We start from the raw sequence: 24,679 nt of genomic DNA on the forward strand, positions 1-24,679 counted from the left end.
GCCTTGCCCGACCACATGCGCCTCTCCCTCGACATCATGTCGGTCGACCGCGCCTCGGAAGAACCGATGCATCGGCAGATCTACGGCGCCTTGCGACGCTTCATCCTTGACGGCCAGATCCCGCAGAACACGCTGCTGCCGTCGACGCGCTCGCTGGCCGAAGATCTGAAAGTCGGGCGCAACACCGTCATCGCCGCCTACGACCAGCTCCTTGCCGAAGGTTTCATCGAGGCGCGTGCCGGATCGGGCACCTGGGTGGCGCCGATCCAGCAGAACCGCCCCTTAGCATCCCTGCGCGCCGGACTGGCAGCGCCGCAAAAGCTGTCGCGGCGTGGCCAGACCATCGTCAACGGCCCGCAACCGCCACGCAATGCCGGCGTCATCAATTTCCATCCCGGTGTGCCTGAAACGGCATCGTTTCCGTTCACCATCTGGTCAAGCCTTCTGGTGCGCAATGCACGCAGCCGCGACGATAGTCTGCTTGGTTATCTCTCCTTTGCCGGTCACCCCGGCCTGCGCCAGGCCATTGCCTCGACCATCGGCCTGTCGCGCGGCATCAGTTGCACCGCCGACCAGGTGATCATCGTCACCGGTGCGCAGGCAGCGCTCGATCTGGTCTCGCGCGTGCTGATGGACGAAGGCGACCATGTCTGGATGGAAGAGCCCGGCTATCTCGGCGCCAAAAGCGCCTTTCTCGCCAGCGGCGCCAAGCTGGCACCGTTGAAGGTCGACCGGCGCGGCTGGCATCTTGCCGATCCGGAGCTGCCGCCGCCGCGGCTGATCTATGTGACGCCATCCTGCCAATGGCCGTTCGGCACAATCATGCGTATCGAGGAGCGATTGCAGTTGCTCGACATCGCGGAACGCAATGGCGCCTGGATCGTCGAGGATGACTATGATGGCGAATACCGGTTCCGCGGCCGGCCGGTGCCGGCCCTGCGCGGGCTCGATCATGCCGACCGCGTCGTCTATATCGGCAGCTTCGGCAAGACGCTGATTCCGGCGCTGCGCATCGGTTATCTGATCGTGCCGCGCGAATTGTCGGTTCCGTTCGACCGGGCGGTGAGCATCACCGGCCAGTTCGCGCCGCTGATCCTGCAGGCAACGGTCAACGACTTCATCATGCAGGGCTATTTCGCCACGCACCTCAAGCGCATGCGCCGGCTCTACGCGCGCCGGCAGGCGAACTTCGTCAAGCTGTGCCAGGAGCATCTGACCGAATGGCTGACCGTGACGGAAAACGATTCCGGCATGCAGCTGCTGGCGAGCTTCGTCAGGCCCTATAAGGACAGCGACGTGGTCGCCGCCGCCCTCAAGGAGGGGCTCGACGTTCAGGGCATCTCCATCAACTACCACTCTACTGAACCCGAGCACGGCCTGCTGCTCGGCTACGCTGCAATGGACGAACGTCAGATCCTGCGCGCCGTGCTGGCGCTGCGCGCCGCGTTCCTAAGATTGGATAGAAGCTAGAGCCGGCTCTCCATCTCGTTCACCGCGGGGTTGAATCGGTCGTCCGCAGTGATTAGGAATATGGGACGTCGGTCCTTGTTTTTCGGCGTTCGCGCAAAGCGCGCTTCCCGAGGCCGAACCTCCCCGAAAACCAGAAGCATGCCCACCGCCGGTATGGGTGGCGGCGCATTCATCTGAACCATGAGGATTGCCATGAGAACCGCATCCTGTGCCTGCGGGCAACTGAGGATCTCCTGTAACGGAGAGCCACAGCTTGTCGCACAGTGCCACTGCCTCGACTGCCAGAAACGGACCGGCAGCACATAGGGCGTCGCCTCCTTCTTTGCGCGCGACAAGGTAGAAGCCAGAGGCGACGCCAGGACCTACAGGCGGTCAGCTCGGAGCGGCCACCACGTCACTTTCCATTTCTGCCCGGGCTGCGGCTCGAGCGTCTTCTGGGAGCCCGAGCGAAAGCCTGAATGGATCGCCGTCGCGGTCGGCTGCTTCGCCGATCCCGCCTTTCCGGCCCCGGCGCATGTTGGGTGGGAAGAACGGCGTCATCCCTGGGTTTCCGGTTAGCGACGCCAACCCGCCAGCGCAGCGCTTTACCTTACTGGTTGATCTCGGGTTCAACGAGCTTCGCCAGATTTCGCAGCGACTCCTGCCAGCCGAGATAGCAGGCCTCAACCGGGATGGCGTCTGGGATACCTGCCTGCGTGATATTCACTTCGGTGCCGACCGACACTTTCTTCAATGTCACGGTCACCTCGATCTCGCCGGCCAGGTTGGGGTCGTCGAACCGGTCGGTGTAACGCAGTCGCTCATTGGGCACGAGCTCGACATATTCGCCGCCGAACGAGTGGCTGTCGCCGGTGGTGAAGTTGCGGAAGGACATTTTGAACGCACCGCCGACTTTCGCCTCGAAGTGATGAACCGTGCAGGTGAAGCCGTTCGGCGGAAGCCATTTCGCAAGTGCATCCGCTTCAAGGAACGCGCGGTAGACTTTCTCCGGGCTGGTTGTCAGAACGCGGTGCAGCCGTACGGTGCCGGGCATATCGTTAATCCTCCGTGTTGGTGATCGATGCCCCCTAGGACGAGCGGAGCCCGGCCTATCCGACACGGGCCCGCGGATTTTTTGGCGGCCGGTTATGCCGGCCGGAATCCTCGGCCGGCCACCGGACAAGGATCTCGACCGCAGGGTAGCAAACCGCGCCGGATCTGGTCTAGTTCACACTGTCGAACTTCTGCAGATCAACCGGTGCCGCCTTGCGCAATTCGATATCATCGAGCGAAGCATTCTCCAGCGCCACCCGCGCCGCCGCATCGATGTTGTGGATCATGTCCTGAATGTCGGTATCGCTGTGCGCCGGGTTCATGGCGACCATCACGGTGCGGTTGAGGATGTCGAGCGAGCGCTTGCCGAGGTCGTCGGGATAATCCAGCCGCAGGCCCTGGTTCTCGGGCAGTGCGTAAGGATTGAGCGCCGGGTGATGCGCCCCTTCATGCATCAGCACCTGGTCCCACTGGGTGAAATTGTGACGGCCGGTCTTGCCGGCAACGACGCCCGGAATGGTCTTCGAAAAAGTCTGCGCCGCCTGCTCGCTCGGCAGCAGGTACATCACCTGTGCGGCACAATCGTCGTCCGCGCTGTTCATCGGCGACGGCGTCAGCCCAAGATTGCTAAGGTGGTGGGTACCGGCCAGCACCGTCTTCTTCTCGGCTCGCATCGCCTCGATGATGCCGTCCAGCCGGTCGAGTTGGACGTTGAGCATCGCCCCCATCAGTTCGGAAGCACGCGCGCCGATGCCGGCGAAGGGTTTGATGCTGTCGCTTCTGCCCTGCCAGTAGAAATGGCAAGGGTCGATTGCGCAGCGCGCCCGTTCCGCCACTTTCGGGTCGCTGGTGGCGATGCCGCCGCCCTCGCCCGAGGTCATATTCTTGAAATAGTTGAAGGAATAAGCGCCGGCATGGCCGATCGAGCCGAGCTTGCGGCCCTCATAGCCGCCGCCGATGCCTTGGCAGACATCCTCCAGCACCAGCAAGCCGCGCTTGGCAGCAATGTCCATGATCGCATTCATGTTGCAGGCCGCGCCCCACATATGCACCGGGATGACCGCCCTGGTGCGCGGCCCGATGGCATCGCGCAGGGCGATGGGATCGATGGTCAGGCTCTCGTCGATGTCGACGATGACGGGAATGGCGCCGACCGACAGCACCGCGGTCGCGGTCGCCATATAGGTGTGCGCCGGCACCAGCACTTCGTCCCCCGGGCCGATGCCGAGGCCGATCAGGCCGGCGGCGAGCCCATAGGTGCCGCTGGCGGCCAGCGCGAAATGCTCGACGCCAAGATGCTGCGCATAGCGGGCCTCGAAACGGTCGCATTCGCTGTCCCTGCCGTAACGAAACAGCGCGCCCGAGCGGATCACCCTGGCAATGGCTTCGATTTCCTCTTCGCCGGCGGTGTACATGACAGGCCTCCAGTCACTTGATAGTGTGGGTCACTTGATAATGTGGTCGCTTGATGGTGTGGACAGCTGTAGGCTTGTCGGCACGGTTTGAAAGAACCACTCCGCCGCTATTCGACCAAGCCATCTGCGCCCGGAAGACGGTTCCTATGACTGGTTTTGAACCGTGATTGGGGAAATCGGCAGCTAAGTGTCTCAGCCGGCAGGCAAATCGTACCCATCCGAATTCGCCAAAGTGGCCCTGTCGGAAAGGCAGGTTTCGGCGTTCCATTCCGGCCAGTTGGGCAAACGGTTGGTTCCATGAAATACGGGACACACTTTGGAAGACCCTGGAAACCGGCGTGCCGGCGGAAAGGCGGCCGTTCGTGAACGCCGCCGGCTCCGGAAAACGGATCGTACTCCACGAGGACGATGTCGGCATGTGCCACGGCGCCAACAGCGCCTTCCTCGAATTGAGCGGGCTGGGTGTCTGCAGTTCCGGCGCGGTGATGGTGCCGTGCCCGTGGTTCCTCGAAATGGCCGAAAGCGCCGCCGCCAACCCTGGCCTCGACCTCGGCGTCCACCTTACGCTGAACAGCGAGAAGCAGCACTACAAATGGCGGCCGTTGACCGCGCCGTCGCGGGCGGCCGGCTTGACCGACGAGTTCGGCTTCTTGTGGCCGGATGTGGCGACCACGCGCCGCAAGGCGGTGCCGCAGGCGGTCGAGGCCGAGCTTCGCGCCCAGATCGACACCGCCTATCGCGCCGGCATCGACGTCACCCATCTCGACGCGCATATGGGAGCGGCATTGTCGCCGGAATTCTGCAACATCTACATCAAGCTCGGGCTCGAATATCAACTGCCCGTGCTGCTGACCAAGACGCTGTCCGCCTATTCCCCCAACGACAATCTGGTCGGCGTCACCGAGGAGGCGTTCCAGCGCGGCGTGGCGCTGGCCCGTGCCGGCGGCTTTGCCATTTTCGACGCCGCCATCCAGACGACCTGGGGCCGGCCGCGTTCCAGGCCGATCGAGCCGGCTTACAAAGCGCTCATCGACGGTGTGCGCGACGGCCTGACCTTCTTTTGCCTGCATTGCAACGCGCCCGGTGAACTCGAGCTGATCGAGCCGCGCTCCGCCTACATCCGCACCGAAGAGTACGAACTGTTCCGCGACCAGGGCTTTCGCGACTGGCTCGCCGCACAGCCGATCGACGTCATCGGCATGAAGCCGTTGCGCGAGGAGCTTCGCGTAGCGCTCTCGGCCGGGCGATTATCAACAACAGCCCGCGGCAACACCACGGGCGAGCAGCGATTGGCGTCGGCAAAGGCCCGCAAAGCGGCCACCCGATCCGCGACGTGAGCCGATCGTCGCGGCCGGAAAACGGCGCCAGAGGGATTGGAACTGCAACGACAAATGGGAGAATAAGATGAAAACTCTTCTGAAAGTGGCATTGGGCGCCTTCGTTTCGGCGGGCCTGATGACAGGTATTGCGCATGCCGCGGGCCTCAAGGATCCGAAGGACGTCCGCATCACCTTCGTGGTGCATGGGTCGGCGTCCGATCCCTATTGGTCGGTGGTCAAGCGCGGCGTCGATGACGCGGCCGCCCTTACCGGCGCCAAGGTCGAATATTACGCACCGCAGGTCTTCGACGTGGTCGAGCAGGCCCGGCTTCTCGACGCCGCTATCGCCACCAAGCCGGACGGTATCGCCGTCTCCATCGCCGACGCCAATGCGCTCGGCAAATCGGTCAAATCCGGGCTTGCCGCCAATATTCCCATGGTGGTTCTGGATTCCGGCGAAAAGGAAGGCGCCGAGCTCGGCACGACGCTCTATGTCGGCACCGTTTCCGAATATGATTCCGGCAAGAAGGCCGGCGAGCGGCTGGCCAAGGAAGGCACGCTCAAGGTCGTCTGCATCAACCACGAGGTCGGCAATGTCAGCCTCGACCAGCGCTGCCAGGGCCTCAATGACGGGCTGAAGCCCTCCGGCGGCGGCACCGAGGTTCTGGCCGTGGCGCCCGATCCCGCAGACATCCAGCGCCGCACGGAAGCCTATCTGTCGGCGCATCCCGACACGCAGGCCGTCTTTGCGCTCGGCGCCACCGCCGCCAACCCGCTGATCCCGATGTTCCGCGGCAAGGAACTGTTCGGCAAGCTCAAGCTCTACACATTCGACATCAGCCCGGAGGTCCTCGATTCGGTCGTGGCCGGCGAAATGGGCTTCGGCATGGATGCCCAGCAATATCTGATGGGCTATCTGCCGGTGATCTATCTGGTCGAGCAGGCGACGCACGGCTTCTGGCCGCAGAACAACGCCTATACCGGACCGCTGTTCATCGACTCGCCGGAAAAAGCCAAGGCGATCCTGGCGCTCGCCAAAGAGGGCATCCGCTAGGCAAGCGCTCCGACGGAACGGGAGAATGCGCCAAGCGCTCTCCCGTTCCTTCGAAGATTGCGATTTGAGCGATTGGAGAGCCTAATGGCGGTCGTGGAAGACAAGGCTATATCTCCGGGCGAACTGAAGGCGACCGACCGCTTCGGCATGACGTCGAAGCGGGCCGCCGGCGCCGACGAGCGGCTAGCCAGCACCGGCAAGCTGACCCAGTGGCTGCGCCGGCCGGAAGCCGGTGCCGCCGGTGGGCTGCTTGCGACGATCATCATCTTTGCGCTGCTGCCGGGCGCGGCAAACCTCTATTCGCTGCAGGGATCGATGACATTCCTGACGCTGTCGGCGGAGCTCGGCATCGTCGCCACCGCGGCAGCACTCCTCATCATCGCCGGCGAGTTCGATCTTTCGGTCGGCTCCATGGTCGGCTTTGCCGGTGTCGTCATCGGGCTGACGGTGAAGTACTGGGGCCTGCCGCTATGGGGCGGCATCGCCTGTGCCTTCGCCGTTGCCATCCTCACCGGCTATCTCAACGGCCTGATCGTGGTGAAGACTCGCCTGCCCTCCTTCATCGTCACGCTCGCCACCCTCTATATCCTGCGCGGACTTTCGATCGGCATCACCCGCGCCGTCACCGGCCGCACGCAGATCCCCTACATACTCGAAGGCGCACCGGATCCGGCGACGGCCGGCATTTTCAACGGCCATCTGCTCACCGGCCTGTTCCACTGGATGGGCGCGCAAGGCTGGATAGCCACCCGCAGCGACGGCATTCCCTTCGTCGCCGGCATTCCGATGTCGATCGTCTGGTGGCTCGGCCTGACGGCGCTGGCCGGCTACGTGCTTACCCAGACGAAATACGGCAACTGGATCTTCGCCACCGGCGGCGACCTGATCGCAGCCCGCAACGTCGGCGTGCCGGTCGATCGCGTCAAGATCAGCCTGTTCGTCTACACCGCCTGCGCGGCGACGCTGCTTGCCACCATCCAGGTGATGGAGGCGGGCTCCGCCGACACCACGCGCGGCCTGCTCAAGGAATTCGAGGCGATCATCGCCGCCGTCATCGGCGGCGTGCTGCTCACCGGCGGCTACGGCACCGTCTATGGCGTGCTGTTCGGCGCGCTGATCTTCGGGCTGGTGCAGATGGGCATCTTCTACACCGGCATCGACACCGACTGGTTCAAGGTCTTCCTCGGCATCGTCATCCTGATGGCCGTGCTGGTCAACAACTACATCAGGCTGAAGGCGCTCGGCCGCGGAGGTGGCAAATGACCGAGCCGGCCCAAATGACCGAACCGGCAATGGAACTGCGCGGCGTCAGCGTCAATTTCGGCTCGGTGCGCGCCCTCCAGGACATCGACATCAAGGTCTATCCGGGCGAGGTCCACTGCCTGCTCGGCGATAACGGCGCCGGCAAGTCGACGCTGATCAAGGTTTTGTCCGGCGTCTATCGGCCGAGCAAGGGCGAAATCCTGGTCGACGGCAAGCCGGTCACCTTCCGCAGCCCGCGCGACGCGCAGGAGCTCGGCGTGGCAACGGTGTTCCAGGACCTCGGCATGATCTCGCTGATGTCGATCACCCGTAACTTCTTCCTCGGCCGCGAGCCGACCAAAAGCAGCCTGCCCTTCTCGCGCATCGACAAGGAGCGCGCCAACACCATCGCCAGGCAGGCGATGGCCGATATCGGCATCGACGTGCGCGATCCGACGCAGGCCGTCGGCACGCTGTCGGGCGGCGAGCGCCAGTCGGTGGCGATCGCCCGCGCCGTGCATTTTGGCGCGCGCGTGCTGATCCTCGACGAGCCGACTTCCGCACTCGGCGTCCACCAGGCGGCGATGGTGCTGAAGTTCATCATCGAAGCACGCATGCGGGGTTTGGCCGTGATCTTCATCAGCCACAACATCCACCATGCCTATCCGGTCGGCGACACCTTCACGCTGCTCAACCGCGGCCGCAATCGCGGCACCTACGCCAAGTCCGAGATTTCGCGCGACGAGGTCATCTCGATCATGTCGGGCGGCGAGGATCTGAAAGCGGTCGAGGCGGAGATTGCCGGCCTGCTCGCCCAGATCGGCAACCGGCCGCCTGCGGCGCCTTGAGCTGACAATCGGACATTGCGGGGAATGATCCAATGAGCAGGATACGCGTCGGGGTCGTCGGCGCCGGCATGATCTCGCAGGTCGAGCACATCCCCAATCTGCTGCGCCTCGGTGAATTGTTCGAGCTGGTCGGCGTCGCCGATCCCTCCAGGATTTCGCGGCAGTTCGTCACCGACACCCATGGCATTGCCAATTTCGAAACGATCGACCAGCTCTTCGACCAGCGCCTCGACGCGGTGGTGATCGGCTCGCCGGACCCGCTGCATCACGAACAGGTGCTGGCGGCGCTGGCGGTTGGCCTGCATGTCTTTTGCGAAAAGCCGCTCTGCTATTCGCTGGCGGAAATCCTGGAGATCGTTGCCGCGCGCGATGCCGCCAGGAAAATCGTTCAGGTCGGCTATATGAAGCGCTTCGATCCGAATTACCGGCTGGCGCTCGCTTCGCTGCCTGGAACATCGAGCAGGCTGCGCGCGGTCTCGGTGGAGGTAAACGATCCCGACGCCTGGCCGTTCATTGCCCATCAGCCCTACAGGCGCGGTACCGATATCCCACAAGACATGGTCGCCACTGTCGCCGCAAAGCAGAAGCGCCAGGTCGAAGAGGCCGTCGGCGTGCATCTGACCGATCTCGCTTTCCGTGGATTTACCGGCGCTTACAGCTCGGCCTTGATTCACGATGTCAATGCCGTCCATGGCCTGCTCGATGCGCTCGGCGTGCCGGACGGCGAGGTCGTCGGCGCGCAGATCTTTGCCAATGGCGACGGCGGCCACGGCGCCGTCAGGCTGCTGGACGGGCAGGCACTGTGGACCATGACGCATCTCACCGTGCCCAAGCTCGCCGACTACAAGGAGCGGATCACGCTGTTCTTCGACGATGCCAGCCTCGAGCTCGAATTCCCCTCGCCCTGGCTCAACCATCATCCGACCCGGCTGACGGTGACGACCTCGGACGGTCACACGCTGTCGAAGAAAGATTTGCGGGCCGGTTACGCCGAAGCCTTCGTCGAGGAGATGCGTGGCTTCTGGGCGGCGATCGTCAATGGCGATGCCGTCGTCAACCCGCCCGAACACGCCGCCCGCGACCAGGCGCTGCTGATCGGGCTGACCCGGCGGCATCTGGCCTCATAAGATCGTCGGCTTTCAGATCTTGGCGGCGCGCAGTTCATCACGCATGCCGCGCATGCCGATCACTTCGATGTCGAACTCGCTGATCCACGCCTTGACGCGCGCCGTCTTGAACAACGCGTATTCCTCGGTCCGCAGATGGGCATCCGGAGGATTGATCGCCTCGAAATCGCCTACCGTGTTGAAATGCAGCGACAGGAAACTCAACCCCTCCGGGATTCTGGCAAACATCGCGTGGTAGGCCGTCTGCGCATCCGTCTTGCGCGCCCAAGGCGTTTCCAGAACGATGTCGAACACCGGTTCGCCTGCCGCTTGCGCCCTTACGATTTCGGCATCGTAGCGGGCAATGTCCAGCTCACCGGCATAGCTCGCCGGGTTGTAGCCCGACAGGTCCTTCACCAGCAGCGCCGGCAGCCGGTATTCCCGGCCGAGCTTGCGATAGATGGCGATGAATTCCGGCATCTGCGCCGTGCCCATGTGAGCGTCGAGATGGGTGATGTCGATGCCGGCAGCGATGGCGCATTCGATCTGCGCACGCAGTTCCGCTTCCACCGCATCGGGATGGGCTTTGCGCGCCTGCGGTACGGTCGGCCAGAAATAGCCGAACTCGTCAGTCATCGCAGCCGATTTGGGCGGGTTGGTCAGCGGACGCCAGCGATACGGCTTCTGCTCGCTGGTCAGCGTCAAGTGCACGCCGAGGTCGAAATCGGGATTGGCGACGGCGATCTGAGCGGCTTCCGGGAACCACGGGCATGGCGCCATCACCGAACCGGAACTGCATGTGCCGAACTTCGACAGTTCGAAAAACGCGACATTTGCGCCATGGCTCATGCCGACGTCGTCCTCGTGGATGACGACACGCTTCCTTGCGGTCTTTACGGTCATTTCCTGCTCCTGAACTGCTGCATTGTCATCTCACCCGACACGGGCAACGAGGTCGGTCAATTCGTCGAGCTCGATCTCGTCACGCCGGAACCGGCCCGCCACGCGCCCCTGCGCCAGAACCACCAGATCGTCGGCCACCGAGAGCGCGTGACGGAAATTGTGGGTGATCAGGATGACCGCCTGGCCCTGCTCGCGTGCCCTGAGAATGTGCTCGAGCACCCGGCCTGCCTGACGCACGGCCAGAGCCGACGTAGGCTCATCCAGCACAAGCAGCGACGATCCGAAGAACATGGCTCTTGCGATTGCCAGGGACTGGCGTTCGCCGCCGGAGATGTTGACGCCGCGTTCGTCCAGGCCGCGTTCCCAGCGCACCCCGAGCTGATGCAGCGCCGAGCGCGCCATGTCGTCGGCGCGTTTCATGTCGAGCCATTTGAACGGTCCGAAACCTTTCAGCGGTTCGCGGCCGAGCACGACATTGCGTGTGACCGACAGCAATTCGCAGACGGCAAGGTCCTGGAACACCGTGGCAATGCCGCGTTCGCGCGCCTGAGCCGGGTTGGCGAAAGCCACCTTCTCGCCGTTGAAGCGCAATTCTCCCCTGTCCGGCGGGAAGACGCCGGACAGGATCTTGATCAAGGTCGATTTGCCGGCGCCGTTGTCGCCGAGCAGCGCCAGGATGCGTCCGGCATAGGCGCTTAGCGACACGTCGACCAGCGCGGTGGTGGCGCCGAACCCTTTCGACAGGTTGACAGCCTCGATCACCGGCACCGCGCCGGCAGCGACCGGCTCGACCGGAGGGCGGCGAAGGGTCAGGTCGTCGGAGCCGCTGCCGGCCGGCAGCCAGGCCCCGCGCTGGGCATCCAGGCCAGACGGCTCGCTCATCGCGTCTTCTCCTTCGCCAGGCTGCCGGCGGGCCGTATCTCCGCCGTTGCGGCGGTGCCGGCAATCGCCGCGTCGGCAGCACTGCTGTCGCGCTTGAAGCCGCCCATCGGCCTGGATTTGGCGATGCGGCGCGCCACCGAGGTATTGAGGATGACCGCGCCGACCACAATGACGCCGGTGAGCGTGCGGAAGAAATGGCCGGGAGCGCCTGCCAGCACCAGGCCGACCTGGATCATGCCGAAGGTGACGGCTCCGAGAATGGTGCCGATGACGCTGCCGTAGCCGCCGGCCAGCAGCGTCCCGCCGATAACGGTAACGGCTACCGCCTGCAGTTCGATGCCCTCGCCGCGCAATGCGTCGACGGAGGAAAAGCGGGCAACCTGGATGACGCCGGCGATGGCTGCCAGCGCCGATGTGATCATGAACAGGATGACGGTGACGCGGTCCACCGGTACGCCGAGATTGCGCGCCGCCTGTTCGTTCTGGCCACGTGCCTGGATCCAGTTGCCGAACCTGGTGCGCGCCAGCAGGAAGGTGCCTGCCAGCCCGATTGCCAGGAACCACAGCATCGACATACGAAAGCCGGCAAGCAGCGGACCCGCCATTATGGCCTTGAATCCAGGCGGAATGGCGACCGTCATCGGAAAGCCGCCGGTCAGCGCGATCAGTATGCCGCGCCAGATCAGCATGGTGCCGAGCGTCACGACGAAGGAATGGATGCGGAACCTGACCACGATCATGCCGTTGGCCCAGCCAAGCGCGGCTCCGACGGCCACCGCGACCGGCGCGGCGACGATCGGTGGCAGGCCGAAGTCGCGCATCAGCACCACGCAGACGAACGAGGTGAGACCGAGCACCGCGCCCACCGACAAGTCGAAGTGACCGCCGATCATCAGCAGCGTGACGCCGACGCTGACGATACCGAGTTCGGCCGCGACGGCCATGATGCTGATGTAGGACAGCCTGGTGGGGAAAAGCTGCGGGCTGAGCGCGGTGAAGACCAGGAACAGGATGACGACGGCCGCGATCGACGTCGCCTCCGGCCGCAGCATCAGCCGTCTCAGCGCCTCGCCGGCGACCACACGGGAGGAAGGCTTGTTGGCCGCATTCGGCCCGGGCTGTTCGTTCATGCCGTCACCCCGATACAAGAGTGGCCACGAAGATGGCGAACGGGCGGCTTGGCCGCCCGTCCTGGACGCGTGCTAGGTTTTTGCTGTCGTCCAAAAACCACTGATGGACTTTTGGGCGGCGTGCATCAGCGATAGCCCTGCTTCACCAATGCCGAGACGCGCTCCACATTGTCCTTGTCGACGACCGTCGGACCGGTCAGGAAGTAGTTACCTTCGATCAGGCCGTATTTCAGGTAGTGGGTCAGGAGCAGCACAGGCATGTAGCCGCGCCAGAACTGCTGCTGGTCGATGGTGAACGCCTGCCGGCCATCCTTTATCGCATCGAGCGATTGCGCGACGATGTCGTAGCCGGTGAGCACCAGGTCGTCCCGGCCGCTGTCTGCCTTGGCGGAGAGGAAACCGTCGATCACGTCGCATGTGCTCGTGGCTGCGGCCGTATCGGGGTGCACGCGCAGGTAATTTGACAGCGCTTCCGCCTGCTGGCCCGGATCCATGGTCAGTTCGAGGAAGTCGGCCTCGATGCCGGCCTTCTTGAGCTCATCGATCTGCGACGTCGCCCTGAGCTGGCAGCTCGCGTCGCCCGGCTGTTGATTGGCGACCACGACGCGGCCCTTGACGCCCATCGAGACCAGTCGCTGCGCCGTCAACTTGCCCGCCGCCGCTTCATCAGATCCGGTGCGGAACAGGAAGAAATCGTTGGGATCGCGCACTTGCGAGCCGGACGGCGGCGCGGCGGCGCTGCCGAAGGCAATGCCGGCTTCCTTGGCGCGCGCGGCGACATCGGCATAGGACGAATCCTCGGCGAAGGCGCAGATGGCGATGCCGTTGGCCTGGGCGGCGATCGCCTCCTCGATCTTCTGCACCTGGTTTGGAATGGTAAGCTGATCCGGGAAAATATAGGTGACCTTCACGCCGAGGTTTTTGCCGGCCTCCTCGGCGCCGCGTGCCAGATAGCCATGAAAGCCCGTCGGTGCGGCACAGCCGACAAAGTAGATCGAGATATCCTTGTCCTGCGCCATGGCCGCTGCGCCGAAGACCGGCAGCAAGGCCACCGCCGAAATGGCGACAACCCGGCTGACGTGGAAGCCAATTTTCGATAGCCCATTTTTCATGCTCATGCCGATTTCCTCTATGCTTGTTGTTAAGGTCGACCCAAGCGACTTGCGCATCTGGAAGCTAATCGGCAGCCGGTTCGTCAAACAGACCCATTTCGTATCGATTGACGGGAACCATTCGTGCCGAAACCTCGCCGGCAAACATTGGTCAAGCGCGCACCATCGGCGGCCGCACCGACACAATCCGACTGTTTGAATGTGTGGCGGCGGCTACCTGGACTTGATGACGCTGTCGGTATTGGCCAGCAGCTTGCGCACCGCATTGCGCGCCGCGTCCGGCCGCTGCAGGCGGATGCTCTTCTCGATTGCCTCATGCAGCCTCTGCGCATGCTGCAAATCGTCGAGTTCCCGCGTGGTATAAGCAAATAGATGATCGAATGCCGATTCGATCAGCACGCCGAGCGGCACCAGCAGATCGTTGCCCGAGGCGCGCAGGATGGCGAGGTGAAACCGCGTGTCGGCGCGCGTCCGCTCCTGCAGGTTGGTCGCCTCGCCCATCTCGCGGCAGGCCTGGCTGATCTCGGCCATCTGCTCGTCGGTGCGTCGCATGGCGGCAAAGGCGCTGGCCTCCGGCTCGATGATGTGGCGGAATTCCTGCACGGTCCTGAGGAACACCTCGCGGTCCGGCGAGGTCGCGTACCAGGCCAGCACGTCGCGATCGAGCAGGTTCCAGCGTTCCTTCGGCTCGACCCAGCTGCCGATTTTCGGGCGTGACGCCAATAGGCTCTTCGCCATCAGCATTTTTATGGCTTCGCGCACCGCCGAGCGGCTGACGTCGAAGGTCTCTGACCATTTGGCTTCGTTGGGCAGGATGGTTCCCGGCGGATAATCGCCGCGCACGATCCTCAGCCCGATCTCGTTGGCGAGCGACGCATGCACGCTCGATCCCGGCATGCGCGCCGCATCGGCCCGGCGAATACCGCTCGTGCGTTCGGCGAACGCCTCGGCCGCTGTCTTTCCCTTATTCGGCTTCGCGTCCTGCATAGCTCCACAAAGTCCGGATTTGGAGGCGTGTCAAGGAGATGAAATCGACGGCAATATCTCAGCTTGATTTTCCGCCTCCGTCCCCTCGCCGACACCGCGCTTTGCCAAGCGTTCACGCCGGGGAGGCACGAACGGTTTCTCTTTGTTCCGGCTGAATTCCTCGATCAGGAAATCAAGGAAGACGCGGATTTTCGGGGCAAGATGCTGGCGTGCCGGATAGACCGCGTAGAGCGTGGTTTCGACCTTGTCCCAATCATCCAGAGCCGATTGCAGCCGGCCTGCTTTAAGGTCGCTCTCGACATAGGGATAAGGGATCAGGCTGACGCCGAAGCCGGCGCGCAGCGCATCGCGCACGGCAAGGCTTGACGAGACCGTATATCGTCCGTCGATGGCGATCCGCTCGGCGCGGCCGTCCTTGCGGAATTCCCATATGTCCGCATGCCCCGAGAGGCTGAACCGGATGCAATTGGCCGTCTTCAAATCGGCAGGCGTTTTGGGCCGGCCATGCTCCTCGAAGTAGGACGGAGCTGCGCAAAGCACGTGCGGCATGACCGCAAGCTTTCTGGCGACCAGACTGGAATCCTCGAGATTGTCGCTGCCGCGAATGGCCAGGTCAAATCCCTCCCGCACGATATCGACGCGTCTGTCGTCAAGATGCAGATCGAGTTTCAAATCGGGATAGCGCGATAGAAACGCGGGGATCGCAGCCGAAAGCCGCGTCAACGTGACAGTCATCGGCGCGCTGACCCGCAACGTGCCGCTCGGCGCCGTCTTGATCGGGCCGAGCACCTGGTCGGCCCTCGCCAGCGCATCGAGCCCCTGCGTGACATGCTCCAGGTAGATCCTGCCCTCTTCGGTCAGCGCCATGCGCCGCGTTGTCCGGTTGATGAGCCGCACCCCCAGATGCGCCTCCAGCTCGGCGATGTTCTTGCTGATAGCGGGAGGCGAGAGACCGAGCCGCCGTCCGGCTTCGGCAAAGCTGTTCAGTTCCGCCACATGGCGGAAAACCTGCAACGCCGTCAGGCGATCCATCGCACCATTCTCTTGCAGTAAATAATGTCTTGCAATTGTTGCATATTATCGCTCCTTGGTAAATTCTCTATCTGCTTCCCGAACGACTTTCTCAGTTTCGGAATGACATGATGACCAACCCCGCAATCTCCCTTATCGAGCGGCGCATGTCGGCCAACCGGTTCGATGCCTCGCACGAATTGACGGATGCCGAGATCGAGGAGCTGGCACGTCTCGCAACGCGCGCGCCAAGCGCCTACAACCTTCAGAATTGGCGGTTCATCGCAGTGCGGACGCCGGAAGCAAAGGCACGATTGCGCAGCCTCGCCCATGGCCAGGCCAAGGTGCAGGAGGCCGCCGTCACCTTCATCATCGGCGGCGTACTGCCCGATCACGCTGCCCTCGATGCAAGGCTGCGTCCTTTCGTCGAAGCCGGCTTCATGCCGGCGGATATGGCTTCGGGCTGGCGGGAGGGCGCCCGCGCCCAATATGCCGATCCTCTAGCAGCCCGCGACGAAGCCGTGCGCTCGGCAACGCTTGGCGCCGCAACGCTGATTTTCGCGGCCGAAGCGCTGGGGCTCGTCTCCGGTCCGATGGCAGGCTTCGATGCCGAAGGCGTGGCCCGCGAGTTTGGCCTTGCGCGCAATGAAATGCCGGTGATGCTCATCGCGGTCGGCCGCGCCGCGCCCGGCAACTGGCCGCAAAAGCCGCGCCGCCCTCTTGCCGAAGTTCTGGAAATCTTATGAAGACGCACCGTTCCGATCTGCTGCTTACAGCCATCGCACCCGCAATATGGGGCAGCACCTATATCGTCACCACGCAGTCCCTGCCGAACTTTTCGCCGATGACGGTCGCAATGCTGCGTGCCCTGCCCGCCGGATTGCTGCTGCTGGCGATCGTTCGGCAACTGCCGATGGGCATCTGGTGGCTGCGCAGTTTCGTCCTCGGAGCCCTCAACATCTCGATCTTCCTGAGCATGTTGTTTGTCGCCGCCTACCGGCTTCCGGGCGGGGTCGCGGCGACCGTGCTGTCGGTCCAGCCATTGATTGTGATTTTCCTCGCTGCTGCCCTGCTTGCCAGCCCTGTCCGCCGGTTGGCGATCCTCGCCGCCCTTGTCGGGATCGCCGGTGTCGCGTTGCTGGTGCTGACCCCGAACGCGACGCTCGATGCGGCCGGCGTTGCCGCCGGCCTCGCCGGGGCGGCCTCAATGGCCTTCGGAAGCGTGTTGAGCCGCAAGTGGCAGCCGCCAGCATCGCTGCTCGCCTTTACGGCATGGCAACTGACTGCCGGCGGTCTCCTTCTCGTTCCCGTGGTCCTGCTTTTCGAACCACCCATCCCGTTCCCTACCGCGGCCAACCTGCTTGGACTGGTGTGGCTCGGCCTGATCGGTGCGGCGCTGACCTATGTCCTCTGGTTCCGGGGCATTGCGCGACTCGAATCTTCGGTGGTGTCATCGCTGCTTTTCCTCAGCCCGGTGACCGCCGTGCTGCTTGGATGGGTATTCCTGGATCAGACGCTGACCTTGCCTCAGATCGCCGGCGTCGTTTTCGTCATCGGCAGCATCTGGCTGGCTCAACGCCCCAGTCGCAACGAGGCATGATGCATGTCGCGCACAAGTGTGCAGCGGTTTTGCGATAACGACATGCATCAAAACAAGAACCGAAAGCGCGTCGCATGAGGCCGGTCGAACGCGCGCGTTTTAGGCCGCCGACTTGTGTCGGCGGATTGTTCGGCACTATGGTCAAGCGGCGGAGGGTCTGCCGATGCCACAACGCCCTTATGATGAGCGCCTGCTCCGACAGGCGTTCGAAGTCGCACGCAAGGCCCGCGATGCCGGCGAGCATCCCTTTGGTTCGCTGCTCGCCGACAAAGACGGCAATGTGTTGCGCGAGCAGCCCAACGCTTACAAAGCCCACGGGGGCGACCGCACCGCTCATGCCGAAAGGCTGCTGGCCTCGTGGGCGGGGATGAATGTCAGTCTCGAAAAGCTGACCTCCTGCACACTCTACACGTCGGCCGAACCTTGCGCGATGTGCTCCGGGACAATCTATTGGGCGGGCATCGAACGGGTCGTCTTTGGGCAGAGCGAACACGACCTCAAGCGGGTGACGGGTGCACATGTCGAAAATCCCACACTCGACCTGCCCTGCAGGATCGTCTTCGAAGCCGGGCAGCGTCCGACTGAAGTCGTCGGCCCGCTGCTTGCCGATGAAGCGGCGCAACTCCAGGCCGAATTCTGGAAGGACAAGTAGGGTCAGGACTCGTTGATTCAGAGGCAGAAGCGACTGCCGAGGTGGACTACGACCTAGCGTCCGGACCCACAAGGGAGATGGCGTTGGCAGCGGTTTTCGTGATTCACGGTCTCCAAAGGGAGACCAATGACGAATCGCGATACTGGCTATGTGAGCCCGCCGATCATTCACAACGCCTTCCTCATCCGCAACAGTGGCACGCCCGCTCCGCCTCTGTTGTCGACGACTTCTTCAACCGCCTCAAAGCCGCAGGCCCGATAGAGCGGTTCGCCGGCCCTCGTTCCCATAAGCTCGACACTTGTGAAGCCCTCGCCGCGGGCAGCGTCCTCGCACAGCGTGAGGATTAGACGCCCCACGCCTCGGCGGATGAAGCTGGGATGCGTATACATGGCACGCACGCGCGCAGCGTCTTTCGTCGGGTCAAGCAGAGCTGCATCGCGCCCGGGTGAACGGTCGCCGCCGTAGAGGGTTGCGCGCCGACTCCATCCGCCGCAACCGGCCAAGACGCCATTCTGCTCCACAATGAAATATGTTCCATCATCAACGAGTTGCGTATCGAGCCCCATGATTGCTCGGCTCGAAGCGATCTGCTCCTCGGTGAGGAACGGCTTCTGAAGCTCGCCGATGGCTGCATTCATCAGCACAGCCAGCGTCGGCATATCGGCACGTGTCGCCAACCGATGGTCCAGGCTGATCCTCGGCATTCTTCCGCAGGTCCAGTGCAATCCGCTTTGAAGTTAGCACAAGATCGTCATGATGATGGGACAAACCTAAGGCACGGCCGGGGATAGTGTCTCAGTTTGAAATTTAGGCCTTTGCCAAAAGGTCGCGCAAACTTGCTCGCTCAGCATCGTTCAGTTGACCGATGGCCAGCCGCTGATTCCGTATATAGTCGGGAGGAACGAAGAATTCCGAGCACCAAATAAGGCGCTTAACGTTGCCGCCATTTAGTCCGAAAGCAGTCGGCTTGTGTAGCCCAATTTCGGTTGCGCGGGCCTTGGTTGCGATCGGGAAGTGGAGCCTTTTCCCTATCTTTTGCAAATCGGTGCCATAGCAAACTAGCACACTGCCAAATCGTGTGTTCGTTTGAGGGTCCTCGTGGATATCGCTCCCAAGGACAAGTGAAGGACGCGACCACGGCCCAGGTTGACCTGGTCGCTCACGAATAGGAAATCTGCACCAAACAATGTTGCCTGGGTCTGGCAGCGTGTCGATTTGAAGGAACGTCCACCCCATAAGGGGTGGCTATCACAAGCGCTTAGAGGAAACTACTCTGCTGCGCGCAATGAGTGCATCCGCTTCTGGATCAGACGCAGCTAACTCCGCATCGGTGAGCGCGCTGTAATCAGCGTAATACTCGCCAATCCGGTAAACCTCAGGAGCGGGTTCACCTCTGGGGCTGATGACCGGCTGACTCGGACTGCGCGATGCGCGTCCCCAACTCGCGACCGAGTGGAGGATGCGTTCTAAAACGGCAACCATCGCATGCTCCCTAGGGGCTTTGTTCCTTTTAGGCCACGGCGGTTAATGCGCCATTACCTTGCTGTGGTCTAGCCACCCAGCCCAACTCACCCGCGCCCCTGTAGTTCCAAACATTGGCATGAAGGTGACGGGAGCGCTAGAGCCTAGATAGGTCAACGATGCCGACTTAGCAAGATAGTCCGGTTAGGCGATTCGCTTCTGATACGGCCCATGCTTGCCCGGCTTAGGCGCAACGGCGTCCATCATCCCGCAAAGATCGTCCATTCCGGCAGGCCAGAAGAGCGACATCGCCTCCACAGCGGACTTGATCAAGGATTTTGCCCGAGGGTGCCATGGTGCTCGCCGACAAGGGCTACGATGCCAACCCATTGCGCACCGCCATCGCGTCTGCTGCGTCCTTCAGCTCGTCTTGACGTATTTCCGCCAGCTGTGCTCCGGCCGGAAGCCGAGCATGTCGCGCGCCTTGCGATTGGAGAGCAGCGTCTCGTATTCGCCAAGGTCGCCCTTGACCGGCACGTCGGGATAAAACTGCTTCAGCAGTTCGGCCGTCGGCAGGTCGGATGAGGTGTCGTCGTTGGCGGCGTTGAACACCTGATAGCCGAGCCCGTCCTTTTCGATGGCGCGCAGCGTGATCTGGCCGAGGTCGCGCGCGTCGATATAGCTCCAGGCGATGCGCTTGCGGAAACCTGGATCGGCGAACCATTTCGGAAACAGCGAATATTCATGCGGCTCGATGACGTTGCCGATGCGCAAGGCATAGATGTCGCTGCCATCGCGTTGTGCAAACGCCCGCGCGGTCTTCTCGTTGACGACCTTGGACAGCGCGTAGCTGTCCATCGGGTCGACGTCGTACTCCTCGTCGAGCGGGAAATGGGTGGGATCGCGCGGTTCGTTGGCGAAGACCAGGCCGTAGGTCGTTTCGCTGGAGGCGATCACCACCTTGCGGATGCCGAGCTTCACCGCGGCCTCGATGACGTTATAGGTGCCGAGCGCGTTGATGCGGAACACCTCATTGTCGGGCGTGATCATGATGCGCGGGATCGCCGCGAAATGCACCACGGCATCGACCGGCTGCGTACGCAGCGACGGGTCGAATTCATGCAGGCCCATATAGCTCGACAGCGCATTGAACACCTGCCCGCTGTCGGTGATGTCGGTGATCAGCGTGCGCACCTTGGGATTGTCGAGCGGCTTGGTGTCGATGTTGAGCACCTGGCAGCCCTGCTCGACCAGATACTGCACGACGTGGCGCCCGGCCTTGCCGCTGCCGCCGGTGAACATGATCCGCTTCGTCATTTTGCTCTCCACATTCCCTAAGATTCATGTGTATTGTCAGACAATATCGAACTCTGCAATCGCCTGCCACGGCGAGCGGCAAAAACCCGCTTCAACAATTCGCCGGCAAGCTGCAGCGCCGTCATCCATCATTGCAAATAGGACGAAATGACATGAACACGACCGCCGCGAGCGAAAAGATCGGCTTCATCGGGCTTGGCCTGATGGGGCACGGGATCGCGAAGAACATCGTCGACAAGGGCTATCCGCTGACGTTTCTCGGCCGCAAGAACCGCGCGCCGGCGGAAGACCTGCTCGGCCGCGGTGCCAAGGAAGCGGAGACCTCGCGCGACGTCGCGGCGGCATCGACGGTTGTCTTCATCTGCGTCACCGGCTCGCGCGAGGTCGAAGCCATCATCCGCGGCCCAGGCGGTCTCAAGGAAGGCCTGAAGCTGGGATCGGTTGTCGTCGATTGCTCGACCTCGGATCCTGTCTCGACGGTGGCGCTGGCCGCCGAACTCAAGGGGCTCGGCGTCGATTATGTCGATTCCCCGCTCAGCCGCACCCCGAAGGAGGCTTGGGAAGGCACGCTCGACGCCATGGTCGGCGCGCCCGATGCGGTCTTTGCCCGGCTGAAGCCGGTGCTCGAAACCTGGGCCGGGCGCATCGTCCATATCGGCGATACCGGCGACGGCCATCGCATGAAGCTGCTCAACAATTTCATCTCGCTCGGCTACGCCGCGATCTATTCCGAGGCGCTGGCGCTGGCGCAGAAGGTTGGCATCTCGCCGCCGCGCTTCGACAGCGTCATCCGCAACGGCCGCATGGATTGCGGCTTCTACCAGACCTTCATGCGCTGGACGCTGGAAGGCGACCGCGACGCGCACAAATTCACCATCGCCAACGCCTTCAAGGATCTCACCTATCTCGAATCGATGGCGGGTGCTGCCGGCATCGCCAACCCGCTCGGCAACGCCACCAAGAACGCCTTCGCCGGCGCCTTCGCCACCGGCCCCGCCGATCAGTACGTGCCGATGCTGGCGACGCACATCGGCAAGGTCAACGGCGTCGACCTGATGCCGACCAGGGATGGCCAAAAGCAGGCGATCTGAGAACGTTGGGGTTAACGCCTGGGAGTGTCGCAACTGCAAACGTTCGCTGCCGACCAGCTACATCCGCCAATCTCCGAGGCTGGCGATTAGCATATGACACCACACCTTCGTCATCCCTGGGCGGAGCGAACGCGAAGCGGAGCGCAGACCCTGGGATGACGAAGGGAGGGTTTCGGCTAGACTAATCTCTAAATTTGCGATTTGCGACTAACGGGAATGATCGACCTTGGTTGCTGGTTGACCCGACTTACACGCAGTTGGCCGAGAAACGATCGAATCAGCGCCGAAACCGGCCGATAACGTCGGTATTGGCGAGAAGTCTGTGCACCAAAGCACGCGCACTTCCGATCGGAAGAAGCCAAAAACAAAAAAACCGCCTCGGCGGGCGGGTCGTTGGAGCCAATTGGCACCATACACAAATTAGTAGCATAGCTGCCGGCACAAAGCAAGAACAAAATAGCTGCGAAGGCAAAAAAGTCCGAATTCCTTTCCCACCCGAGGTCGCCGCCCTCATTGCCTAGCGTTGATGATCAGCGACAGCCGAAATGGCATCCAATCTCCCCCCTCTGTTGCGCTGAGCAATCGCATTTGGATTCTTACGAAGATGGACCCCCACCCTAACCCTCCCCACAAGGGGGAGGGAACGCTGCCGCGCGCCCTCACTTCCCCTTTTGGCGCCGAAAGGCAGGCAATTTGCCGAGGTCAGCGCCAACGGAAGTCTCCCTCCCCCTTGTGGGGAGGGGTTAGGGGTGGGGGTACGTCGTAGAGCGAAAGCCTCGGCTTGCTATCTGCGATGGCCCCCTCGTGGGCGAGATGTCCGGCAGGACAGAGGGGGCGCGAAGGAATGCGAGTTTTGCAATCGTTTGGAGCAACACCGCCCTGTGCAACCATCACCGCCGCGACCGGCCGATAACGTCGTCGGTGTTGGCGAGAAGCCTGTGCACCGCGGCACGGGCTGCAGCCGGCCGCTGCAGGCGGATGTTCTTCTCGATCGCCTCGTGCAGTGCCTGCGCCCGCCGCTGATCGCTGGTCTCGCGGGTGACGAACTGGAACAAATGGTCGAGCGCCGATTCGATCAGCACGCCGAGCGGCACCAGCAGATCGTTGCCCGAGGCCCGCAGGATGGCGAGATGAAACCGCGTGTCGGCGCGCGTGCGCTCCTGCAGGTTGGTCGCCTCGCCCATCTCGCGGCAGGCCTGGCTGATCTCGGCCATCTGCTCGTCGGTGCGCCGCATCGCGGCAAAGGCGCTGGCCTCCGGCTCGATGATGTGGCGGAACTCCTGCACGGTCCTGAGGAACACCTCGCGGTCCGGCGAGGTCGCGTACCAGGCCAGCACGTCGCGATCGAGCAGGTTCCAGCGTTCCTTCGGCTCGACCCAGCTGCCGATCTTCGGGCGTGACGCCAATAGGCTCTTCGCCATCAGCATTTTTATGGCTTCGCGCACCGCCGAGCGGCTGACGTCGAAGGTCTCCGACCATTTGGCTTCGTTGGGCAGGATGGTTCCCGGCGGATAGTCGCCGCGCACGATCCTCAGCCCGATTTCGTTGGCGAGCGACGCATGCACGCTCGAGCCGGGAAAGTGTGCGGCGTCGGCACGCCGAACGCCGGCCGGCCGCCCAGGCTCTGCCTTCAACTTGGCGGGTTGCTTTTTTGATGTCGCGTCCGGCATTCGTATTCCCCGGCAGCTGCTTGTCGAAAGCCTGAATTCAGGGCACGACAAAGCAGCAGCCTACGCTCCAAAGCAGCGTCGCCTCGTGCGTTTGTATGGACGATGCGTAACGGGGCGCCCGACGGGCGCCCCGAAACTGCGAACCTACTTCTGGATGCAGGTGTCGACCGTGTCCTTGGTGCATTCGTCGAGGCCGGTGAACACTGGATCGGCGACCGGCTTGCCGTCGACCAGGTCGATCATCACCGAGGGCGCCTTGTAGCCCATCTCGAACGGCCGCTGGCCAACCAGTGCGGTCACCAGCCCGTCACGAGCAATCGCCACCTCGTCGCCGATCGTGTCGGCGGCGCCGATGACGAAGGCGTTGCTGGCGATCTTGTCGGCCATCGGCTTGAACAGGTCGCGGTAGGGCTGCGGAGCGCCGAACAGCGGCCAGCCGCCCATGATGCCGAAGGCGTCGAGATCGGGATTGGCGGCGAGGATGTCGGTCATCGCCTGCACGCCCTTGGCGCCGTCGTCATTGGTGAACACCGGGCAGCCGGCAACTTCCGTCCAGCCGCCTTCCCCTGCCAGCGCCGCGAGGCCGTCCTTGCCCGAAAGCGCGTCACGCATGCCCTGCGCGCGGCGCAGGATGTTGTCGGCCGCCGGATTGCCTTCGATGGTGCAGATCTTGCCGCCATTCGGCTTGGCCTTCTTGATGTATTCGCCGATCTTGTGACCCATCAGGTAGTTGTCGGTGCCGAGATAGGTCTTGCGCAGCGCCGCATCTTCCTTGCTGAGGTCGGCGTCGAGGGTCATGATCGGGATCGACGGATTGGCGCTTTTGATCGTCTGCGCGATCAGCGGCGCGTTCGACGGCGAAATCGCCATCGCCACCGTGTCGGGCTTGCTCAGCATGTCCTGGACGATCTGGGCTTCACCGGCCTCATCCGAGGTCGACGCCGGTCCGGTGTAGAAGCACTCATATTCCGAGCTGGCGTTTTCCTTGTTCCACTTCTCGCAACCCTGGTGGATGGCCTCGAAGAATGGATTGTCGAGACCCTTCACGACGATGACGAGCTGTTTCTTGGCCATGGCCGGCCCGGCACCCAGCGCCATGACGGCGGCGGCAGCGAGCAATAGTGATTTCCTCATGTCAGTCCTCCCTTTGAAACAAACGGACACGGCGTGCCCGCCACACACAGATCGACCCGGAGCAAGATGACAGAGGACGTCGCACTCGTGTCGCCAAGCCAGGTCGATAAGCATTTTCATATTCAGTCTCAGACCGGCACCGACAGATATCGCTGGTTACCAGATCCCTGACCGACAAACCCTCACCGATTCCTTCCGGCAACCCGGTGGCTCGGCGCAAGCTCCTCCGACACTTAGCTAATA

At 62.9% G+C, this 24,679-nt stretch carries 22 protein-coding genes and 1 pseudogene; 11 read left to right on the forward strand and 12 right to left on the reverse strand.

Going from position 1 to position 24,679, the window contains the following annotated elements; genetic code table 11:
• Positions 1–3: 3 nt before the first annotated feature.
• Positions 4–1,470 carry a rhizopine catabolism transcriptional regulator MocR gene (mocR, locus tag NKH41_RS17570; RefSeq protein WP_352771343.1) on the forward strand — a complete coding sequence of 489 codons (1,467 nt, stop codon included), beginning with the start codon at positions 4–6 and terminating at the stop codon, positions 1,468–1,470.
• 192 nt (positions 1,471–1,662) lie between these two features.
• Positions 1,663–2,028 (forward strand): annotated as a pseudogene (locus tag NKH41_RS17575) (GFA family protein).
• Between the two features lie 31 nt (positions 2,029–2,059).
• On the opposite strand, the gene NKH41_RS17580 reads toward NKH41_RS17575, so the two are convergent.
• Both NKH41_RS17580 and NKH41_RS17585 read right to left on the reverse strand, forming a co-directional pair.
• Positions 2,060–2,503, reverse strand: a complete 444-nt coding sequence (locus tag NKH41_RS17580) for an SRPBCC family protein (RefSeq protein ID WP_352542451.1) — start codon at positions 2,501–2,503, stop codon at positions 2,060–2,062.
• Between the two features lie 169 nt (positions 2,504–2,672).
• Positions 2,673–3,917: a DegT/DnrJ/EryC1/StrS family aminotransferase gene (locus tag NKH41_RS17585; RefSeq protein ID WP_352771344.1), complete on the reverse strand. Its 1,245-nt coding sequence runs from the start codon at positions 3,915–3,917 to the stop codon at positions 2,673–2,675.
• 362 nt (positions 3,918–4,279) lie between these two features.
• Between NKH41_RS17585 and NKH41_RS17590 the strand changes: the two genes are divergently transcribed.
• The 5 genes from NKH41_RS17590 (at position 4,280) to NKH41_RS17610 (ending at position 9,507) form a co-directional block, all read left to right on the forward strand.
• The gene (locus NKH41_RS17590) at positions 4,280–5,254 is read left to right on the forward strand and encodes a polysaccharide deacetylase family protein (protein WP_352771346.1); all 975 of its coding nucleotides are present in this window, start codon (positions 4,280–4,282) and stop codon (positions 5,252–5,254) included.
• 67 nt (positions 5,255–5,321) lie between these two features.
• Positions 5,322–6,290, forward strand: coding sequence for a rhizopine catabolism ABC transporter substrate-binding protein (locus NKH41_RS17595; protein ID WP_352771348.1), 969 nt, complete (start codon positions 5,322–5,324; stop codon positions 6,288–6,290).
• A gap of 147 nt (positions 6,291–6,437) precedes the next feature.
• On the forward strand, positions 6,438–7,553 hold the full coding sequence (locus NKH41_RS17600) for an ABC transporter permease (RefSeq protein WP_352456268.1): 1,116 nt from the start codon (positions 6,438–6,440) through the stop codon (positions 7,551–7,553).
• Between the two features lie 14 nt (positions 7,554–7,567).
• Positions 7,568–8,380: an ATP-binding cassette domain-containing protein gene (locus NKH41_RS17605; protein WP_023675815.1), complete on the forward strand. Its 813-nt coding sequence runs from the start codon at positions 7,568–7,570 to the stop codon at positions 8,378–8,380.
• A gap of 32 nt (positions 8,381–8,412) precedes the next feature.
• Positions 8,413–9,507 carry a Gfo/Idh/MocA family protein gene (locus NKH41_RS17610; protein ID WP_352771350.1) on the forward strand — a complete coding sequence of 365 codons (1,095 nt, stop codon included), beginning with the start codon at positions 8,413–8,415 and terminating at the stop codon, positions 9,505–9,507.
• A 12-nt stretch (positions 9,508–9,519) separates the two neighbouring features.
• Here NKH41_RS17610 and NKH41_RS17615 read toward each other — a convergent pair whose 3' ends face one another.
• The 6 genes from NKH41_RS17615 to NKH41_RS17640 form a co-directional block, all read right to left on the reverse strand.
• Entirely contained in the window at positions 9,520–10,389 is an 870-nt protein-coding gene (locus NKH41_RS17615; protein WP_352771351.1) for a polysaccharide deacetylase family protein, read from the reverse strand.
• 30 nt (positions 10,390–10,419) lie between these two features.
• Complete coding sequence (locus NKH41_RS17620; protein WP_352771352.1) at positions 10,420–11,271, reverse strand: ATP-binding cassette domain-containing protein; 852 nt, start codon at positions 11,269–11,271, stop codon at positions 10,420–10,422.
• Complete coding sequence (locus NKH41_RS17625) at positions 11,268–12,401, reverse strand: ABC transporter permease (protein ID WP_352933183.1); 1,134 nt, start codon at positions 12,399–12,401, stop codon at positions 11,268–11,270. Before NKH41_RS17625 ends, NKH41_RS17620 begins: the two co-directional genes overlap by 4 nt.
• A 125-nt stretch (positions 12,402–12,526) precedes the next feature.
• Positions 12,527–13,519: a substrate-binding domain-containing protein gene (locus NKH41_RS17630; RefSeq protein ID WP_352771354.1), complete on the reverse strand. Its 993-nt coding sequence runs from the start codon at positions 13,517–13,519 to the stop codon at positions 12,527–12,529.
• A 207-nt stretch (positions 13,520–13,726) separates the two neighbouring features.
• Positions 13,727–14,500, reverse strand: coding sequence for a FadR/GntR family transcriptional regulator (locus NKH41_RS17635; protein WP_352475451.1), 774 nt, complete (start codon positions 14,498–14,500; stop codon positions 13,727–13,729).
• 30 nt (positions 14,501–14,530) lie between these two features.
• Complete coding sequence (locus NKH41_RS17640; RefSeq protein ID WP_352771356.1) at positions 14,531–15,532, reverse strand: LysR family transcriptional regulator; 1,002 nt, start codon at positions 15,530–15,532, stop codon at positions 14,531–14,533.
• A gap of 110 nt (positions 15,533–15,642) precedes the next feature.
• Between NKH41_RS17640 and NKH41_RS17645 the strand changes: the two genes are divergently transcribed.
• The 3 genes from NKH41_RS17645 (at position 15,643) to NKH41_RS17655 (ending at position 17,763) form a co-directional block, all read left to right on the forward strand.
• Positions 15,643–16,257, forward strand: a complete 615-nt coding sequence (locus NKH41_RS17645; RefSeq protein WP_352771358.1) for a nitroreductase family protein — start codon at positions 15,643–15,645, stop codon at positions 16,255–16,257.
• A complete protein-coding gene (locus tag NKH41_RS17650; protein ID WP_352771360.1) occupies positions 16,254–17,111 on the forward strand; it encodes an EamA family transporter in 858 nt (285 codons plus the stop codon). The genes NKH41_RS17645 and NKH41_RS17650 overlap by 4 nt, the downstream gene beginning before the upstream one ends.
• Before the next feature lie 163 nt (positions 17,112–17,274).
• Positions 17,275–17,763, forward strand: a complete 489-nt coding sequence (locus NKH41_RS17655; RefSeq protein ID WP_352771362.1) for a nucleoside deaminase — start codon at positions 17,275–17,277, stop codon at positions 17,761–17,763.
• Positions 17,764–17,930: 167 nt separating this feature from the next.
• On the opposite strand, the gene NKH41_RS17660 is transcribed toward NKH41_RS17655, so the two are convergent.
• Entirely contained in the window at positions 17,931–18,401 is a 471-nt protein-coding gene (locus NKH41_RS17660; RefSeq protein ID WP_352933187.1) for a GNAT family N-acetyltransferase, read from the reverse strand.
• A 1,243-nt stretch (positions 18,402–19,644) separates the two neighbouring features.
• Positions 19,645–20,541: an NAD-dependent epimerase/dehydratase family protein gene (locus tag NKH41_RS17665; protein WP_352771363.1), complete on the reverse strand. Its 897-nt coding sequence runs from the start codon at positions 20,539–20,541 to the stop codon at positions 19,645–19,647.
• Between the two features lie 152 nt (positions 20,542–20,693).
• Between NKH41_RS17665 and NKH41_RS17670 the strand changes: the two genes are divergently transcribed.
• A complete protein-coding gene (locus NKH41_RS17670) occupies positions 20,694–21,632 on the forward strand; it encodes an NAD(P)-dependent oxidoreductase (RefSeq protein ID WP_352771365.1) in 939 nt (312 codons plus the stop codon).
• Positions 21,633–22,522: 890 nt separating this feature from the next.
• Here the strand turns inward: NKH41_RS17670 and NKH41_RS17675 are convergent.
• Together NKH41_RS17675 and NKH41_RS17680 are read right to left on the reverse strand one after the other, a co-directional pair.
• On the reverse strand, positions 22,523–23,302 hold the full coding sequence (locus NKH41_RS17675) for a FadR/GntR family transcriptional regulator (protein ID WP_352771367.1): 780 nt from the start codon (positions 23,300–23,302) through the stop codon (positions 22,523–22,525).
• Between the two features lie 144 nt (positions 23,303–23,446).
• Positions 23,447–24,436 carry a sugar-binding protein gene (locus NKH41_RS17680; RefSeq protein WP_023675805.1) on the reverse strand — a complete coding sequence of 330 codons (990 nt, stop codon included), beginning with the start codon at positions 24,434–24,436 and terminating at the stop codon, positions 23,447–23,449.
• Positions 24,437–24,679: the final 243 nt, after the last annotated feature.

Origin of the sequence: Mesorhizobium sp. M1169, assembly GCF_040318345.1 — a bacterium.
In the GTDB taxonomy this organism is placed as follows: domain Bacteria; phylum Pseudomonadota; class Alphaproteobacteria; order Rhizobiales; family Rhizobiaceae; genus Mesorhizobium.

Coding starts and splice junctions, on each gene's coding strand:
- NKH41_RS17625 (WP_352933183.1), bottom strand. CDS start 12,401: ATGAACGAACAGCCCGGGCCGAATGCGGCCAACAAGCCTTCCTCCCGT.
- NKH41_RS17630 (WP_352771354.1), bottom strand. CDS start 13,519: ATGAGCATGAAAAATGGGCTATCGAAAATTGGCTTCCACGTCAGCCGG.
- NKH41_RS17675 (WP_352771367.1), bottom strand. CDS start 23,302: ATGCCGGACGCGACATCAAAAAAGCAACCCGCCAAGTTGAAGGCAGAG.
- NKH41_RS17595 (WP_352771348.1), top strand. CDS start 5,322: ATGAAAACTCTTCTGAAAGTGGCATTGGGCGCCTTCGTTTCGGCGGGC.
- NKH41_RS17650 (WP_352771360.1), top strand. CDS start 16,254: ATGAAGACGCACCGTTCCGATCTGCTGCTTACAGCCATCGCACCCGCA.
- NKH41_RS17655 (WP_352771362.1), top strand. CDS start 17,275: ATGCCACAACGCCCTTATGATGAGCGCCTGCTCCGACAGGCGTTCGAA.
- NKH41_RS17580 (WP_352542451.1), bottom strand. CDS start 2,503: ATGCCCGGCACCGTACGGCTGCACCGCGTTCTGACAACCAGCCCGGAG.
- NKH41_RS17640 (WP_352771356.1), bottom strand. CDS start 15,532: ATGGATCGCCTGACGGCGTTGCAGGTTTTCCGCCATGTGGCGGAACTG.
- NKH41_RS17585 (WP_352771344.1), bottom strand. CDS start 3,917: ATGTACACCGCCGGCGAAGAGGAAATCGAAGCCATTGCCAGGGTGATC.
- NKH41_RS17645 (WP_352771358.1), top strand. CDS start 15,643: ATGACCAACCCCGCAATCTCCCTTATCGAGCGGCGCATGTCGGCCAAC.
- NKH41_RS17670 (WP_352771365.1), top strand. CDS start 20,694: ATGAACACGACCGCCGCGAGCGAAAAGATCGGCTTCATCGGGCTTGGC.
- NKH41_RS17665 (WP_352771363.1), bottom strand. CDS start 20,541: ATGACGAAGCGGATCATGTTCACCGGCGGCAGCGGCAAGGCCGGGCGC.
- NKH41_RS17680 (WP_023675805.1), bottom strand. CDS start 24,436: ATGAGGAAATCACTATTGCTCGCTGCCGCCGCCGTCATGGCGCTGGGT.
- NKH41_RS17660 (WP_352933187.1), bottom strand. CDS start 18,401: ATGAATGCAGCCATCGGCGAGCTTCAGAAGCCGTTCCTCACCGAGGAG.
- NKH41_RS17620 (WP_352771352.1), bottom strand. CDS start 11,271: ATGAGCGAGCCGTCTGGCCTGGATGCCCAGCGCGGGGCCTGGCTGCCG.
- NKH41_RS17600 (WP_352456268.1), top strand. CDS start 6,438: ATGACGTCGAAGCGGGCCGCCGGCGCCGACGAGCGGCTAGCCAGCACC.
- NKH41_RS17605 (WP_023675815.1), top strand. CDS start 7,568: ATGACCGAACCGGCAATGGAACTGCGCGGCGTCAGCGTCAATTTCGGC.
- NKH41_RS17615 (WP_352771351.1), bottom strand. CDS start 10,389: ATGACCGTAAAGACCGCAAGGAAGCGTGTCGTCATCCACGAGGACGAC.
- NKH41_RS17635 (WP_352475451.1), bottom strand. CDS start 14,500: ATGCAGGACGCGAAGCCGAATAAGGGAAAGACAGCGGCCGAGGCGTTC.
- NKH41_RS17610 (WP_352771350.1), top strand. CDS start 8,413: ATGAGCAGGATACGCGTCGGGGTCGTCGGCGCCGGCATGATCTCGCAG.